Source organism: Bacillus sp. MYb209, assembly GCF_002975175.1.
In the GTDB taxonomy this organism is placed as follows: Bacteria; Bacillota; Bacilli; order Bacillales; family Bacillaceae_G; genus Bacillus_A.
Genome location: NZ_PCNZ01000033.1, coordinates 16,218 through 33,892, shown reverse-complemented (window position 1 = coordinate 33,892; position 17,675 = coordinate 16,218). Strand labels below are relative to the sequence as shown.

The following is a 17,675-nucleotide window of genomic DNA, read 5'->3' as shown; positions in this document are numbered from 1 at the left end:
TCCCAGCTGTATGGCTGCATCCTCCTGCACCTGGATAAACCGATGAAAATACATCCGGGAGTTGAAATGCAGTTGAATCTAAAATACGAATACGCTTGAAAACAGAAGTGTATGGAGAAGAAATCGGCATAGATGCGGCCATTTTTTTGCTTAGTAGTTCGGCTAGTAGGTGTTGTAAAAGTTGGACGGCCGCCTTATTAAATCGTTGATTCAGTCCCTCAGGACTGATGAGTACTGCTGTTGATGCTTCTAAACAGCTAGATAACTGAGTTAAAGAAGTCATAGCTACATTTTGGCTCACCCATACACATAAAGCTACTAAATCTTTTGCTTGGTACTTACTGGTTCGTTGTACAAAACCAACATCTCTAGCAAGATCCCGTAAGGTATTTGGAGATAAAAAACTTTGAATCTCTTGAGCAAATAGTTGTAATTCGTCAGACACAGAAACAGACATAAAAAACGCCATCCTTTCCTATGATTCTACAGAAAGAATAACGTATTTTTTCATTTTAGGGGGCATTTCTTTTTATTAGGTTGATAGCGATGGGGTGGTACCCCTAATACCCCAGAAGGAAAAGAAAAGTATAATTCCTTTAACGTACAAGGAGTTCCATATATCATTGTAAAAGATCATGAAAATAACACCCCAAAAATCAATTCTTGGATTTAGCACTCATTCATTAGAAGAAGCCCTTTTTTATGGTGTTGGATGCTCAAGAAAACTTATAACCGCATAAATATATAGAACGACTAGAGCAAAGGCACATATTCCCATAATTATAATCGCTAGTGCGCTTTTCTCTTGTCTAAACCCTATAATTCCAAGAATAAATGCACTCAACATTGTTACCTTAAGCATTGTAGAAATGTTGGGAATTGAATATCCACTCAACCAGGTAGAGAAACTTAAAATTGCGAAAAAAGAGAACAAAGTCAAAATAATAGATAATATATTAATGTGCTTCCCATACTTCAAGTGCATTTCGCTACCCCCTTTTCTTTTTATTAGTGAATAATAGGTAGGTGACCATATTTTTATTTTATTCTAAATTTTCTTTAAAATCTACAACAAAAAGAAGAGGTTGTCCCAAAAGTCGCTGAATAGTTACTTTGGGGCAACCTCTTTTCTTTATTTTTTACTTTCCTCTAGTTTAGAGATACTTGCTTCTTTTTTAAATTTTTCAAGTTCTTCACGTTCACGCGGAGACAATTTTTCTAGTAGGGGTACCCCCCCATCACTATCAAGCTAAGAAATGCAAATACCTCAAAACGAAAAAATGAGCATTTTGTTACAAGTTAGTACAAAATTTCGTTCTGGGGGTACTATAAAATTTTAGCTTGATAGGCATGGGGTAGCACCAACATTTCGCAGATTCTGTACGCTAAGGCTACAACCACTGATATAACAAGGGTTGTGTGATAAGAACCGAAAACGGTCGTTTAAGGAACTTTATTTATAACTATCAAAACTGACTGAAATATGTTTAAAATCCAGTTCCAAAACTCATTATCAAAAACAAAGTATCATATCAAACATCAAATACCGTTTATGGAACCTTCTTAACGTACGGAAAAACCAAGTTTTTCAAATGAAAAATTCCTTAGCGTACGAAATTCGCGTTATGTTGGCGGGACCCCATGCCCATCAAGCTAACCAAGTAAATTACTAGATATAAAACGATCCTTGTTCCATATCTAGCAATTGATAGAAAAGTAGGCATACTAAAGAAGCCTATTAAAACGTGATTTTTTCGCTAGGCAGCTTGTCTATGCTTCACCGTCATTTTATACACAACCCCTAGAATATCAAAGACGGTCATCTTCTTATACCGATGACATTTACGACCGTTCTTTTTGAGCAGCAGATAAAGACGATGTAAAATTTTTAAAAGTTCTTCTGTGCCAACGGCTATCGCTTGAAACAGTAACGGAAAGTAATCTTTAATCATATAAATCGCTTTGTATTCACTCAGCTCCTGCTTTGTCTTTTCAAGCAGAAACTGTCGCATTTGAAACATCGTAGAAGAACAGAGGAGAATGCCGATTAGTTGTCCATATAAATGGCACTCTAGGCGTTCTCTTTTAATATTTTTACATTCATCAATTTCAAAAAATGACTTCCACGTTTTAAACAAAATTTCAATCTGCCAACGAAGTGAATACAATGAGTGCACGTAGTTCGTTGGTACTCCGTCTAGAGACGTGTTCGTGATATATACATTCATACCCATTAAACGTTTACTTTTATCCTTCATGACAATGCCTTTTTTCTTTTCACGTATCGCTTGGTTTTTCAGGCGTGCTTGCGTTTGATCATCGGTTAAACGATGGATAATGACACGTGCTGGAAGCTTCTGATTTTGGCCAATGTATGCCTCGAGGATTTCTATCGTTTCGCCAGGGATTAGACCAGACATCATTTGTGTCATATCAAGTTGGATGTATTCTGTTTGCTTTTTTAACGTACCATTGTTGAAGTATTCTGGTTCAGGGTTCTTGATATAAATGCGTGTATTCAACTTCAACCGCGAGATATAGTAAGCCTCTTTATCATGAATGGTTTGTAAGTCTCCTAAATCGAAGTAACCAAGATCACGTAAACACAAATCGTCCGCCTCTACGGTTTCAAGGCAGATGGTACCGTATGTTTTGTCATTATTCTTTCCTGGTCCAAGCTGCACGTTAAGGAATTGACCACTAAGTAAATCATATTCCAATTGGATTTTCACGCCTGCCGTATTACTACTCCCACCTGAACCCTGATAGTCAGTGGCGAAATGGTCAGGCAGTTGAAACACTGTTGCATCTAAAATACGAATACGATTGAAAGTAGAGATCATATGTGCAGAAAGCGAGTGATTTGAACAGAGTTTTTGTGTGAGAAGAGAAGTAAAGACTTCTCGAAGAAATGCGACAGCTGCTGGATTAAAGCGTTGATTCAATCCTTCTGAGCTCATCAATACCCCAGTTGAGGCTTCTAACTGACCACACAATTGTGTAAGTGATGTGCTAGCGATTTCTTGACTGAGCCATACGCAAAGAGCAATGAGTTCGTTTGCTTGATACTTACTAGATCGCCTTACAAAGCCAACTTGTTTGGCGATATCTTGTAGGACTACTGGAGATAAAAGGTATTGTAGCTCTTGTGCGAAAAGATTCAGTTCATTTGAAATGATAGAATTCATCAAAAACGCCATCCTTTCTGTATATTTCTACAAAAAGAATAGCGTTTTTTTGATTATATGGATACAAATTTATCTTAGCTTGATAGCGATGTTTTTTCCATACACGTCAAATTAACATAACGTCACTTATTAGCAATCAATAGACATAGAAACCTAACAAAATCCTTCAATTATTGTAGCAAAACAGTCATTTTCAAATCTTCAGCACCTCCATTTTTTAATGTATTATTTGGACCACTAAGATACGTAGGTTCAATTGTTAAGGATTTTGGAGGATTATCCATTGGTGGAAGAGCTAAAACAATATGGTGTCCGTATAGTCCCGTGCTACCAACTTGCAAGCTGCCTTCTTCATATATTTTTCCATTATCATCAGTCACAGTATAATCAAGTGCTGGCCAACCGTCATTATCTTCCATTTCTTTTGGGTAATCAAAGGTCAAATCAATCCTCGTTGAAAGTGAAGAAAAGGTCACTTGGTCTACTGTTAATGCATACAGATTATCTTTCGTTAATGTTTTTATATTAGGGGTGAATTTATGAATCTTATCTTCAACTTTTGCAAGAGGAAATGCTACGTTCCATGTTCCTGTTTTTCTAAATAAATCTTCCCCATGGACGGAAACATCAATTTTATCACCAAATTCACCGTAATTAGCCAGAGTGAATTCATGCTGCTCAATAATGGTGTTTCGTCCTTTTGACTTCTGTGAAGTAGAACCAATTGCAGGTCGGACTTCTTTCCCATTAATGGTTACATAACTAAATCCAGCTTTCTCTTCATTGCTATTGGAAATCGTATTTTCTCCTTTGTATTCCACCGTAACAACTAAACGTCCACCATCATAAACAGCTTCTTTCACATTCATCGTTAAACCACTATGGGTATCTTGTCTCTCGATTGATGTAGCAAGCTCATCCTTTTCAATTTTATCCGAAGCAATATCATTAAATTGAGTATAAATGGATCCAATAACTGGAATACCCGATAATGTCTTCGCCATAGCAGGGGAAATGAATCCACAACCTAAAAGAGAAACGCATATTCCACAAGCAACAAGGCTAGAATACTTGATTGTTTTTTTTCTGCGGTATTGATTTTTCTTAGCTTGTAGCACTGCTGCTCTTTCTCTCTGAATTAACTGATCTTCTGGCATTGGAATATCATTGATATGATGACTAAATTCTTCTTTATTCATAACTATACCCCTCCTTTAATATAGGTCGTAACGCATGCTTCGCTCGGTGTAATTGAGATTTTATCGTTCCTTCTGGGGAATTAAGAACGTCAGCAATTTCTTTAATAGATAAATCGTGATAATACCTTAATAAAATAATAGTTTTGTATGTTGGATCTAAGGAATTAAATGCCGCGGTTAAATCCAATGATTGTTCTAATTTATTCATGCTCTCTTCTGTACATAAATTGTCGAATATTTCATCATTTGCAACGAAGTGTCTAGAAGATTTTCTTACAAAATCAATAGATTTAAAAACAAGAATTTTGGTAATCCAACTTTGAAATTTCTCAGGTTTCTTTAATTTTCCCAATGAAAGATATGCTTCATAAATTGTCTCTTGGTAAATATCCAATGCATCTTGTTCATTTCTTACATACGAATAGGCTGTTCGATATAATTTTTGGCGAACAAAAGTAATAAGTTGTTCAAATGCTTGATCATTTCCTCTTTTTGCTTGTTTTACTAGATAGGCTATGTCCATTTTCATTCCTTCCTCCCTTTACTAATATAGTCGAATGAGAGAGTAAAAAGGTTGCAAAAATACGTATATATATATATAAATATCCCACAGCTTATTGCAATGATTAATATCCAACATTAAAAAAATCAGAAATCTAGATAGAAATAAGAGATGAATATATAGCCTTTTCATACCAAATTTAAAATAAAGAAAATCTCCCTAAACGAAAAAATGAGCTAATTTCTCAAAATGACTAACTGGGGAGAATTTTTTTCATTTAGGGGGTACTTCAAAATTTTAACTTGATGGGCATGTGGCGGGACCCCTATAAAAGAAATAAAAGCCACTTTAAAGTGGCTTTTATTTCTTTTATTTAGTTAAAATTCTATATATTTTTTGATTTTATTGCATTTATTATGAGAAGAATAATACTCAATACAATTAAAGGTAAAAACACTAAAACCTTTAAATCTGTAAATCCACTTGTATTAATCTCATTTATTACCAAAAATAATAAAGCAAAAAATACAATAATAATTAAGAAATACATACTAAATTTGTTGTTAATTTTTTTCCTAATAACTTTATAAATCAATCCAATTATGAAAAGTAGGAATATAGCTATACAAATCTGTATCGTTACAAAAGTCATCATCTCAACTCCTACTTAAAAATACTTATCTTTTATTAGCGTAAATTTCTTTATCCAACCAACTAATCGTCATTACTGAACCTTTTGAACTTGTATGATCACGTAATTGTTGGTAGCAGTAATAATTCCCAACAGACATAATTACTGCAGCTGCTGAAGCAATGGCCGCTGGTGGAAGAAACGGAGTTAATAATCCTGCAATAGCAGCAATACTCCCCCAATAAAATGCTCCATCAGCAAAATTATTTTACCATTATCTGGTGCATCATTATATTAACTTATATTTTTCGGAAAATAAACAAATTTAAGAATAAAGGAGGTTGATTTATTTCGACATTTCCCCTCCTTCTCTTTACCTCCGCTTCGCAAACTGACTGGGTAGCCAGAATAGGCTAACACAGGCAGTTTCCTTACTGCGAAGACTAGGGAGCAAATATCGGGCGTGAAAATCCTTTTATTCTTGTTTTCTGAATGTATACTTTCCTTACGGAAATATCTAATTTTCTAAAAATCTCTTAAAATCCAATAAAATAAATAGTTTGAAAGTAAACTAATATCTAAAAGTTTACATTCGTATTTATAATAAATAAAAAGCACTTTTTAATGTTTTAAAAGTGCTTTAACTTGATGTTGATGTGACGGAACCTCAGTATGTAGAAATTTAAAAAAGCCCCTTCATAATGTTAAAGGGACTTTGCTCACACAAATGATCTGCACATCAATTCACTTTTGATATACAGATCATTTGTATGATAATTTTTATAAATAATTGCGGAATAATGAACTTACATTACTGCTTTTAAAAGTTCTGTTACTAATGGAAGTACTCCACCTAAGAATGATAAAACTGCCATTGCGATTGTCATATTATTTCCTCCTCTGTTGTTGCTAAGATGTGATTTATCTTTATGCTTTCAATATAGTAAGCGCTTACATTTTTATCAATACATTCTTATTTGCAATATTACATATAGGGAGGTAACGAAATATCACATTTTCACATTAAGATATGTATTAGAAATTAATAGTTCCCTAAAACAAAAAAATGAACTGAATTCTCATAGACAACTGTAGTGAGGTGAAGTTTTTGTTTTGGGCTACTTCAAAATATTAGGTTGATGGGCATGTGGTGCTATTCCTATCACTGAAAGTAAACTAATACTCAAAAGTTTACTTTGGATATTACAGAATAAAAAAACAATACTTTTAGGTGTTGTTCCCAGAAGGGTTATAAAACTAATCCACTTAATCAAGGTAGGACAGCTCCTAAGATTGTTGACAAGGGTATTTTTGATAAATATGGATTTGAAGGTGTTGCATACGAATTACCTGATCCTATTAGTCGGTGGTTGGTAGAATATAGCCAAAATGCTAAACTTATTGAGTGAGAGAGGGGAACTAATTAAATGATTAAGCCTTTATATACAGAAAATATTATAGTAGGAGTAAAATATAAGAATAAGTTCAATTGGTATATAACTGAACCGGATTTATGGTATTTAGATTATAATCAAGCTGGTTACTCTCCTAGTGAATATCCAGAAGAAAGAAAAGGCATTAGCATTTTAAATGAGACTACAATAGCTATTTTTTTAGCAAGAATAGAAAAATATGAAGGGTTTACAGAAGATATTAGGTCAGAATTTTTAAAAGAACTAAGAACTAATAGAGAAGAAGCCTATTATGATTATAATCCATGTTTTTTGATAGATTTCGATCGTTTAATTTTTTATTCTAATTATCCAGAATCAATATCTTTTGAAGAATATATTCCAAATAACTGGGAAGGATATTTACAGCGTTTTGATAAACAAGTACTCTATGAGTATAGATACTGGGAAGATAAAAATAAAAGCTATTTAGTTAGAGAGGATTAAATTATGCAAGAAAATAAATTAACTATGATAAAAGAAACATTTAAAAATGAAGAAACTGGTGAACTAACGCCAGGAGTTACTATAATACTTGATGGAAATGTAAAAAAAGTATTGGAAATAATTATGGAAAAACAAGGTTATTCGGATTATCCAGAAGCTTTAAAAGAAGTTATTTTCGAGGGGATTCATCATTTGGTGAAAAGGGATAAACAATAAACTGACACATATTCTCAAGGTAAAGGGCGATTCCGAAAGGGATATGCCCTTTTTGTATTATTTAGCTGTCTAAAGGAAGAGAAAGTATTAAAAGTGACAGGGTTGGTTGACAAAGTCGGCAAAGTCGAAAATGTTGGGAAAGCAAGTGGATCTAAGGGTACGGGAAAAAAGGGAAATAAATATATAGATAACCTTCCGAGAATTAAAGAATTGGAATTAAATTAAAGCATTGAGGTGATTTAAATGGAGAATACACATAGTATTTTTAATGATTTTAAGCTAAAAGAGAAAGTGTCTGATTTAACGATTGAGAAGTATACAGGAAAGCTTCCTTTAGAAGTTATTGATATTTGGAAGAAATATGGTTTTGGTAGTATATTACAAGGTTATCTAAAAATAATTAATCCTGATAGATTAGAAGAACTTTTGGAAGAGGTATATGTACGATATCAAGAGGCCATTCCATTATTTGTTACCTCTATGGGGGATATAATTGTTTGGGAAGAAGAAAGATACTTGAATTTATTAAACTTTAGAAAAAATGAAGTTAATGTTATTTCGGCTGGTTTTGACTTTTTTCTGGAAGATTTAAGTGATGAGAACTTTTTAGTGGAAGAATTGAGTTGGTTTCCATATCCAAATGCAATTGAAAAATATGGGAAACCACATTTTAATGAATGTTTTGGATATGTCCCTCTTCTTGGATTAGGTGGATCAGAAAAAGTGGAAAATTTACAGCAAGTAAAACTTATTGAACACATTTATTTAATTACTCAATTTATGGGGCCAATTGAATAATAAAAGAAAAAAACGGAAGACAGTTTGATATTCTTTCAGTTGTTTTTTTCAATTTTTTGTTGTGTTTTTAAAGAAAATAATTGAACGTCAGCTTAGAGAACCTGGTGGTTTACATGAATGGCATTTAGTATCAAGGGCTCCACAATTCAAGTTTTGGGATACAAGTGCTGAAAAAATTAAAGATTTAAGAACAGCAATATCTGATGTTAAATTTGTAAATCCTAAAGGCGTTCATGGAGGATTAGGTTCTACAAAAGCACATAATGAATTATTGGCAATTATTGATACATCAAATGACTATAACACATTTATTAGAAGACTTAATAATTGGGCTCACTATAGATTAGAGGGTGGAATTTCATCATTGCCAGAAGGGTTAAGATTAAAATAGGGGTGTGTTATTTATGGAAAAGCAAGGAATGGTTTCAATATGGTTAGGTAATATTAAAACACAAAACCAGTTAGAGAAATATGTCAATTTAACATACGATGAAGACGGAGAGTCTGTACCTTCTAAATTTTTTGTAGATTTCAATATTGATATGGATGAAACAGATGAGGATTTTATTGAAAAAGCAGTATTAGAAGAAAAGAGTGATAATATCTCTGCTTTATTAGAGGGGTGTTCATATGAAGAGATTATACTACCTAAAATTAGAGGATATGTTAACTTAAATAAGTTATATAACGCTGTTATTTTAATTTACAATTTTGAGCACGAGAACCTAGTTAATTCTTTTGAGGATTTTGATTATATTACTTCTACTAGTTACTTACAATAGTAATCTCTAGATTGAAATTTGAATAAACCGTTGAATAGTGAAGAGCGTTAATCTTATATTAATTTGAAACCTTGATGGGCATGGGGGGATGGAACATGTCATAATTCCAAAAATTACTTTGCTATATATTGTTGCTAATTTCTGATGGATATTCTTGAAAAGGGAGTAATGTTGTATGAAATCAATAAATGTAAATGGGAATATATATCATATTGAATGTGTTTCTTTTGAAGATAAGAGTGAGCAGGACGAAGACGGATACTACGAATATTTTTACAAAGGACTCGATTTATCGTTTCACTCGGACAAAGAAATAATTAAAGCCCGAATTTATGACGAAGAAGAAATAATATATTTCTTAAAAAATCCAATTCTTGCTTTTGGTAAAGATTTTGAAGCGATAAAGGTATATATAATTAAAGAATATGATGTAAATAAATTTAAGATTCCAGGTGGGGCAAAAGCCTATATAGAGTTATAGCCATAATCGATTTCTGTCTTTACCATGATACATTAAATGCAAAAGGTAGGTAGTTATATGATTCGTGAAGCTGAACCAAAGGACAGTAATATAATTGAAAATCTATATAAAAAATTAGCACCACATCGCTATCAAATTAAAAAATTGGTTGTTCCTCAAAACGACAAAAATGAGCTGAATGATCATAAATAATTGTAGAGAGATAAAAAATTTTGTTTAGGGGGGACTTCATAACCTTAGCTTGATAGCGATGTGGCGGTACCCCTTACCAAAAAATGTTTTCAATATAACATAATCGTGATTTATGTATTTATTTACTTTATTTGGATATGCACAATTACATAAAATTATTTATAATTTCGTCTAAAAAAGTCTTTCCATGTCGATTCATGTAGATTAAACTTTAAATATAATGATTTTATGTTTTTGCTTCACCCTCTTCATAGGAGAAATGAAGGGTTGGTGTCATAGACGAAATTCAACAGAATAATTTATCAGACGGGGAGAAAATGATCGTATGTATCCAAAATTCATTGATAAAATAGCGTTTTCGAAGGCGCATAAAGATTTATTAATAAAACTGTATAATAAAGAAATTACAAGAAGCGAGTATAATCAATTGGTAGATGCTTTTTATCGTCCACAACAAAAATAAATATGAAGTACGTGTGTATTATTTTATGTCTTTTATAGCAACAAAGTTCATTTTTATCATTTTTTGGCGGTACCCCATGCCCATCAACTTAAGAATTCGGAATTACCCCAAAATGAAAAATGAGCTTTTTTGTTATAAGTTAGCACAAAATTTCGTTCTGGGGGTACTATGAAATTTTAGCTTGATGGCGATGGTCATTCAACGACAGATTCTTCAATCCTATCTGCTGAAAAGATAATAAGTCATCATAATGAAATACTTCATGGTCATTACAATGTTGACAATTTTTCTGTTGTTCGGACCAGCCGAAAGGATTTGTTTCAACCAATTCATAACAATTACCGATAAATCACTATTTACCCTGTTAAATTGAGAACCTCAAAAAAATTATTGATCTATAGCAATCAAGAGTGATTGTGGAGTAACCAAAACCATATTTAAACGAATGTGTGTTATTATATTTTTAATATGGAAGTATATCACATTAGAAACTAAAAAAAATTATTTTAACCCCGTTCTAAAATTGGAACGGGGTTATGCGTATTTAAGACATTAAAATAAAATACATTTATTTTAATTTTACATTTAATGGTTTAATTCTTAGATAGAAATTTCGTTTTAGGGGTAATTCAAAATATTAGCTTGATAGCGATGTGGTGCTACCTCTATATAGGTTTGAGAAGTATTTTTAATCAAACTTATTTATAAAGCTACAGGTGACCCCTAATATGCAATATTACATATTAATAAATAATCTATATATATAACTTAAAAAATAGCTATAAAGATAATGAACATGCAGGTTTCCCTTTTTGATTATTAGTTTTATCAGGAAAGAAGTCAGATCTTCGAAAGACTTTTGTAACATTTATGAAATCAAATTGAAATATATATATACTAAGATAAACATATCGAAGGTGTTTTTATTTTAATCTGAAGTAAAAAGTATAAGCAATGTACAGTATAATTTCATTTTTTATAATCTTGTAGAAATGATGAAAGAAGGGGAGAGGTTGCATAAATCTAATTTAAGAAAAACATATGATTATCCAGTAGGTATTTTATTAACTCTTACATCTTAAGTAAAAAACAGAAAAATTAAGCTCAGTTTCATTATTACTAGCATATAGAAATCTCTATTATTACTTTGGTAGATTCTCACACAGATATAATATTGTGGATTTATGTTATTACAATGAACCTGTCCACACTAAATCTATAGGATCAAATATTTTATAAAAGGCTCAAATGATTTACAAAATGTTTATCCTTTAGCGTATTCAAGTTAAACCGTAAAAAGTACTCACTCGACACTCATTATAGTGCTTTTTTGTGTTTAAATTACACCAAAAGGTATCATGTTCTTTTTGATATGGTATTCCTGTGTATAGAAATATGCAAAGAATTAATATGAATTACTTCATATTAATTTATCATAATAATTTATTGTTTTATGAAACTTTTAAACGGAGGAAATGTTATGAACAAGAAATCAAAATTTACTCAAATGATGCTGGGGATTAGTACAGTGGCCTTATCATTTGGAAGTATTCAAACACAAGTATCAGCGGAAGAAAATACACCTTATAATGTGTTACAAAAGAAACCAATTGGGATAGAAACTTCAACAGACGAAATTGCACATTCTACAAAAGCAGACGAAACATTGTCTTATGAAGAACGTTTAAAAGTAGGCGATTTTTCACAACGTCCGACTCCGGTCGTGAAACGAGCAGCGGCAAAACAATTTCAGCAAAAGTATTCTGTGGCAGAGCTGAATAGAATGAGTGATGACGAATTAATTGATACATTTGCAAATGTTAGTTGGGATCAAATTACAGATTTATCTCAATTTAATCAAGAAACAAAAGTGTTTTATCAAAATAAAGAGCGAATACAGGTTATTATTGATGAATTAGGTCGTCGCGGAAGCACATTTACAAAAGATGATACAAAAGGGATTGAGACGTTTGTTGAAGTATTATATTGCGGTCTTTATTTAGGCTTTAATAATAAAGAGCTAAACTATTTAAATGAGCGGAGCTTCCATGATAAATGTTTACCTGCATTAAAAGCAATTGCAAAAAATCCGAATTTTAAACTTGGTACAAATAAACAGGATACAGTGGTATCTGCGTACGGTAAATTAATTAGAGGTGCTTCTTGTGATGCTGAAACAGTTCAATATGCAGCGAATATATTAAAGCAATATAACGATAATATTTCTACATATATAAGTGACAGGAATAAAGGGGACGCCGTGTATAATCTTATACAAGGGGTTGATGAGGATATACAGTCTTACTTGAATGAGACACGTAAAAAAGCGGATGAAACAATATGGTATGGGAAAATTGATAGTTTCATAAATGAAATCAGTCGAATGGCTCTTCTGAATCATGTAACGACAGAGAATAGCTGGTTAATTAATAATGGTGTTTATTATACTGGTCGTTTAGGGAAATTCCATAATAATCAAAATAAACCTTTAGAAGTACTTACACAAGCAATGCATATGTATCCTCGTTTAAGTGAAGCTTATTTTAATGCAGTAGAGCAAATCTCAACAAACTATGGTGGAAAAGATTATCACGGAAATACAGTAGATTTACAGAAAATACGTGAAGAAGGCCAACAGCAGTACTTACCAAAAACGTATACATTCGATGACGGTTCTATTGTATTTAAAACAGGAGATAAAGTAACGGAAGAAAAGGTTAAGAGACTATATTGGGCTGCTAAAGAAGTAAAAGCGCAATATCATCGTGTAATTGGAAATGATGCAGCGTTAGAAGCAGGGAAAGCTGATGATGTACTGACAATCGTAATTTATAATGATCCATATGAATATAAACGAAATAGCCAACTATATGGATATGATACGAATAATGGTGGCATTTACATTGAAGGAAAAGGAACGTTCTTTACATATGAACGTACACCACAGCAAAGTAGCTATACTTTAGAAGAATTGTTCCGTCATGAATTTACACACTATTTACAGGCAAGATACGAAGTTCCAGGAGCATGGGGACAAGGAGAATTATATCAAAATGAACGTATGACTTGGTTTGATGAAGGAAATGCAGAATTTTTTGCGGGATCTACTCGTACGAATAACGTTGTTCCGCGCAAAAGTGTAATTAAAGGATTATCATCTAATCCTGCAGAACGTTATACAGCAGAACGAACATTATTTTCGAAATATGGATCATGGGATTTTTATAATTATTCTTTTGCACTGCAGTCTTACTTATATACTCATCAATTTGAAACTTTCGATAAGATTCAAGATTTAATTCGTGCAAATGATGTGAAGGGTTACGATGCATATCGTGAAGCTTTAAGTAAGGATCCAAATTTAAATAAAGAATACCAAGACTATATGAAGCAGTTAATTGATAATCAAGATACATATAATACCCCACAAGTATCAGATGATTATTTAGCTGAACATGCACCAAAGCCACTAGCTGATGTAAAGAAAGAAATTGAAAATGTAGCAAACATAAAAGATACAACAATGACAAAGCATAAGTCTCAATTCTTTGATACGTTTACATTAGAAGGAACATATACAGGCGACGTAACAAAAGGGGAATCTGAGGATTGGAAAGCGATGAGCAAGCAAATCAATCAATCTTTGGAACAGTTAGCGCAAAAAGAATGGAGCGGCTACAAAACAGTTACAGCGTATTTTGTCAATTATCGTGTGAATGCGAACAATCAATTTGAATACGATGTTGTATTCCATGGCGTTGCAACGGGAGAAGAAGAAAAACAGACAATTAAAGTAAATATGAATGGGCCATACAATGAGATGTTAAATGAAAAAGTTGAGTTTCATAGCGATGGTACAGAAAGCACAGGTGGAAAAATTGTTTCGTATCTCTGGGATTTTGGCGATGGTACAACAAGTACAGAAGCAAATCCTACTCATGTATATGGAAAAGAGGGGACATATACTGCCAAGCTAACAGTGAAAGATAATAAAGGAAACGTAGGCCGAGCACAAACAACGGTTACCGTAAAAAAGGATGAGCCAGTAGGTCATGGATTTGACAGCGCAAAGGCAATTCGTTTTAATAAGCTTTTTAAAGGAAATATGGATATGCCTAATATGGCGTATATGTACACATTCAATGTCACATCTCTAAAAGAAGTAGATATTTCTGTTATAGATGAACAAGGAATTGGTATTAAATGGGATGTATTTCACGAATCAGATCTAGGAAATCCTGTCATTACGGGCCAAGCGGATGGAAATAATATAAAAGGAAAATTTGAAGCGAAGCCTGGGAAGTATTACGTAGTTGCATTTTTTGAAGAGGAAAATAGAAATGGGACATATTCATTATTAATAAAATAAATCTATTCTAATGTATATATAAATTTAAATTTTTATTTGAAATTTTTCATTGTATAGATATACGATATGATGGTTGTTTTTTAAGGAGTCTATCTTGTAATGTTTTCTTTCGTCCATTTCACTGTAAGAGGTTAAACAGACGAAGAATCTTTGATAGCTCCTGTGGTCATCTCCCCGTCAAGTAGACAACAATAAAAAGAGTTTTATACCACGGCCTTTTCCCGGTATTCTATCTGGAAAAGGCCGTGAAGTTTTTTTGAAAACGTTCTTGATTATAAAATGTAATAACGGGGTCTCGCCACATGCCCATCAACTTAAGAAATTGGTTGTTCCCCAAAACGAAAAAAATAAGTTGAATTCTCATAAATAACTGTAAAATAATAAAATTTTACGTTTTTTGGAGAATTCAAAGTATTAGCTTGATGGACATTGGTACTAAACCTAGAAGGAATGAGTTTTTTGTTTTACTACTGATAATGGGTGTTATGTAAAAGAAGACCAGTACATAACAAAGAAATCTTTATCATATTTTACTGTGAATAATTTGTATATTATGTAAAATAAAGAGGTACCTGGAATAAGGTATCTCTTTATTTTTTTAGTATGTTTAAAAATTTGTATATGGTAGGTGTAAAGATGTTAGGTAATTTAATCCATTCAATTTTAGTTTTTTTAGAAGGACTTGGTTATTGGGGAGTTATGCTTGGACTAATGATTGAAATAATCCCAAGTGAAATTGTGCTAGCTTATGCTGGATATTTAGTATCATCGGGAAGTATATCGTTTTTCGGTGCTGTTGTATTCGGTACAATTGGTGGAGTTATAGCACAACTATTTATATACTGGATTGGTCGTTATGGAGGTAGACCAGTACTTGAGCGTTATGGAAAATATATTTTCATTCAAAAAAAGCATATTGATCATGCGGAAGCATGGTTCAATCGTTATGGAACTGGTGTAATATTTACAGCACGTTTCATTCCTTTTGTGCGCCATGCTATTTCAGTACCTGCAGGTATTGCTAAAATGTCACATGTTAGATTTATTACGCTTACTACACTTGCAATTATTCCTTGGTCGGCATTATTTGTATATTTAGGCTGGAAACTGGGTGAAAAGTGGGAGAATATAAATGAAGTAGCAGGACCCTATATTAAATATTTTGCTATTACTGCAGTGGCTCTTGCTGTGTTCTATTTTGTTGTAAAAAAATTAATGAGAAGACGTGGCTAGTAATTTATTATTAGGGGCCACCATACATTACTATCAGCCTAAGATGAATTTATACCCATAATTCATAGAAAGCGTTATTCTTTTTGTAGAAATATACAGAAAGGATGGCGTTTTTTTATACCAGAGGATAGTGAAAACTTCGCGTCTTTCTTACAAATATCGTGACTTTATTTCAAATTCACAGTTTTCTGTTATTTTTAAGGAGAATGAATTGGATATATATGCTAATATAAGAAAGGAATTGTAAAAGAACCTGGAAAAATGGAGGGAATTATGAAAACTTTCATATATATGGTGAGACATGGGGATTCACCGAAATCTGGAAAAGAAAAAACAAGAGGATTAACTGAAAAAGGAAAATTAGATGTTCAACGAATAACAGATGTATTACAAGGTGAGGGAATTGACATTGTTATCTCAAGTCCATACAATCGTTCAATTCTAACTGTTCAGCAGTTAGCGAAGCAAATAGGACAAGAAGTTTTAGTATTTGAAGACTTAAAAGAGAGAATTTTTATTGCTGAAGAGGAACGAATGTCGGATAAAGAATTATTCCCTTTGATAACAAAGTCATTTTTAGAACCCGACTTTGCTTTAACGGGAGGAGAGTCTAATGTCGACTGTCAGAAACGTGCTATAAAAGTCTTAAAAGAATTATTAAACACCTATCGAGGACAGAAAGTAGTATTAGGAACCCATGGAGCTGTTATGACTTTGATGATGGGGTATTATGATAGTAAGTATGATTTGAATTTTTTACTACAGACATCAAAACCAGATATATACAGAATGGAATTCAATGGACAGGAATTGGTGGAGATTAAAAGATTGTGGGAAATTGAATAGATTGACTTTATTCATCCATAGCTTTTCCCAATGACGTGTATTATAAACAATAGGGTTACTGCGGTAACTCTTTTTCTTATGGCACTAACGGGGGATTGAGTTCAACAATCTAAAAAATCCGGTTCCTTAGCGTACAAAATTCGTGTTTTGTTCTTGCTACTCCGAGATGAAATGGGAGGGAATGTTTTTGGGCAGGATACTTTTAAAGTTATTTTTTAAATCAATCCTATTTTTTTTCTTATGCGGTATTATTGTTTTTTCTATATTTCAGATTATTTTTGTCTGGAGTGTTTCAACAGGATTAGGGAGGGATGATATAGTCGGATTTTCTGATAATAAGTATGTAATTGGTCGTCCACCTGTTAGCTATAATTTATATAAAAAAGATAGTGGGGAAACTATATTAGATAATGTTATTGGTTATAAAAAGGGGAAAACTAAAAGCTATGTTCGGAATGAAATTGAATTTGCAGTGATAAATGAGATAAAGGGTAGCTATGAACTATATAAAATAGAAAAGGCTTCAGAAAAGGATATAGAACGGCTGAAAGAAATGAAGAAATTAGAATAAAAGTATCTATATTAATGAAAAAAACGCTATCCTTTTAATAGTATCCTTGAAAAGGATGGCGTTTTTATGAATATTTCACTAACAGAACAGTTGCAACTCTTCGCTCAGGAATTACACTACCTTTTATCCCCCCAGTGGACATAAAAGCTATTCTTAGGTTGATGGACATGTGGCGGACGGGCCCATATATATCAAACTTTTCGTTATTTCATCGAAGGTCCATCACACAGTTTAAGGTTTCTTAACAATTAGAGACTTAGAGTTTGGCCTATCAGTAATAACGAATTAAACATTTTTAAATATTCA

At 32.5% G+C, this 17,675-nt stretch carries 15 protein-coding genes and 3 pseudogenes; 13 read left to right on the top strand and 5 right to left on the bottom strand.

Annotation, left to right across the window (positions count from 1 at the left end):
• The 5 genes from CQZ94_RS26560 to CQZ94_RS26535 form a co-directional block, all read right to left on the bottom strand.
• Positions 1 to 457, bottom strand: a 457-nt coding sequence (locus CQZ94_RS26560) for a transposase (RefSeq protein ID WP_483861177.1), incomplete at its 3' end; no start/stop codon positions are given.
• 243 nt (positions 458 to 700) lie between these two features.
• Positions 701 to 985, bottom strand: a complete 285-nt coding sequence (locus CQZ94_RS26550; protein ID WP_105587902.1) for a hypothetical protein — start codon at positions 983 to 985, stop codon at positions 701 to 703.
• A 772-nt stretch (positions 986 to 1,757) separates the two neighbouring features.
• Positions 1,758 to 3,188 (bottom strand): IS4 family transposase, encoded by a 1,431-nt coding sequence (locus CQZ94_RS26545; protein WP_105587900.1) that lies wholly within the window; start codon positions 3,186 to 3,188, stop codon positions 1,758 to 1,760.
• Between the two features lie 170 nt (positions 3,189 to 3,358).
• Positions 3,359 to 4,387 (bottom strand): DUF4179 domain-containing protein, encoded by a 1,029-nt coding sequence (locus tag CQZ94_RS26540; protein WP_105587899.1) that lies wholly within the window; start codon positions 4,385 to 4,387, stop codon positions 3,359 to 3,361.
• Positions 4,380 to 4,910: a sigma-70 family RNA polymerase sigma factor gene (locus tag CQZ94_RS26535; protein WP_105587907.1), complete on the bottom strand. Its 531-nt coding sequence runs from the start codon at positions 4,908 to 4,910 to the stop codon at positions 4,380 to 4,382. The genes CQZ94_RS26540 and CQZ94_RS26535 overlap by 8 nt, the downstream gene beginning before the upstream one ends.
• 2,037 nt (positions 4,911 to 6,947) lie before the next feature.
• Here CQZ94_RS26535 and CQZ94_RS26515 point away from each other — a divergent pair.
• The 13 genes and pseudogenes from CQZ94_RS26515 (at position 6,948) to CQZ94_RS26465 (ending at position 17,369) form a co-directional block, all read left to right on the top strand.
• Positions 6,948 to 7,418 carry a hypothetical protein gene (locus CQZ94_RS26515; RefSeq protein ID WP_105587896.1) on the top strand — a complete coding sequence of 157 codons (471 nt, stop codon included), beginning with the start codon at positions 6,948 to 6,950 and terminating at the stop codon, positions 7,416 to 7,418.
• A gap of 3 nt (positions 7,419 to 7,421) precedes the next feature.
• The gene (locus tag CQZ94_RS26510) at positions 7,422 to 7,634 is read left to right on the top strand and encodes a hypothetical protein (RefSeq protein WP_105587894.1); all 213 of its coding nucleotides are present in this window, start codon (positions 7,422 to 7,424) and stop codon (positions 7,632 to 7,634) included.
• Positions 7,635 to 7,877: 243 nt separating this feature from the next.
• A complete protein-coding gene (locus tag CQZ94_RS26505; protein WP_105587893.1) occupies positions 7,878 to 8,432 on the top strand; it encodes a T6SS immunity protein Tdi1 domain-containing protein in 555 nt (184 codons plus the stop codon).
• A gap of 67 nt (positions 8,433 to 8,499) precedes the next feature.
• Positions 8,500 to 8,823: pseudogene (locus tag CQZ94_RS26500) on the top strand (WXG100 family type VII secretion target); the annotation flags it as partial.
• A 13-nt stretch (positions 8,824 to 8,836) separates the two neighbouring features.
• Positions 8,837 to 9,214 carry an immunity 22 family protein gene (locus CQZ94_RS26495; RefSeq protein ID WP_105587892.1) on the top strand — a complete coding sequence of 126 codons (378 nt, stop codon included), beginning with the start codon at positions 8,837 to 8,839 and terminating at the stop codon, positions 9,212 to 9,214.
• Between the two features lie 175 nt (positions 9,215 to 9,389).
• Positions 9,390 to 9,695: a hypothetical protein gene (locus CQZ94_RS26490; RefSeq protein WP_105587890.1), complete on the top strand. Its 306-nt coding sequence runs from the start codon at positions 9,390 to 9,392 to the stop codon at positions 9,693 to 9,695.
• Positions 9,696 to 9,752: 57 nt separating this feature from the next.
• Positions 9,753 to 9,842, top strand: a pseudogene (locus CQZ94_RS31995) (GNAT family N-acetyltransferase); the annotation flags it as partial.
• Positions 9,843 to 10,212: 370 nt separating this feature from the next.
• On the top strand, positions 10,213 to 10,350 hold the full coding sequence (locus CQZ94_RS31395; protein ID WP_181149557.1) for a hypothetical protein: 138 nt from the start codon (positions 10,213 to 10,215) through the stop codon (positions 10,348 to 10,350).
• A gap of 180 nt (positions 10,351 to 10,530) precedes the next feature.
• Positions 10,531 to 10,698 (top strand): annotated as a pseudogene (locus CQZ94_RS31990) (cysteine hydrolase); the annotation flags it as partial.
• Between the two features lie 1,132 nt (positions 10,699 to 11,830).
• Positions 11,831 to 14,719, top strand: coding sequence for a collagenase ColA (gene colA / locus CQZ94_RS26480; protein ID WP_105587888.1), 2,889 nt, complete (start codon positions 11,831 to 11,833; stop codon positions 14,717 to 14,719).
• A 636-nt stretch (positions 14,720 to 15,355) separates the two neighbouring features.
• Entirely contained in the window at positions 15,356 to 15,952 is a 597-nt protein-coding gene (gene uptA, locus CQZ94_RS26475; RefSeq protein WP_105587905.1) for an undecaprenyl phosphate transporter UptA, read from the top strand.
• Between the two features lie 273 nt (positions 15,953 to 16,225).
• A complete protein-coding gene (locus tag CQZ94_RS26470; protein WP_000846743.1) occupies positions 16,226 to 16,798 on the top strand; it encodes a histidine phosphatase family protein in 573 nt (190 codons plus the stop codon).
• A 187-nt stretch (positions 16,799 to 16,985) separates the two neighbouring features.
• On the top strand, positions 16,986 to 17,369 hold the full coding sequence (locus tag CQZ94_RS26465) for a hypothetical protein (protein ID WP_142395943.1): 384 nt from the start codon (positions 16,986 to 16,988) through the stop codon (positions 17,367 to 17,369).
• Positions 17,370 to 17,675: the final 306 nt, after the last annotated feature.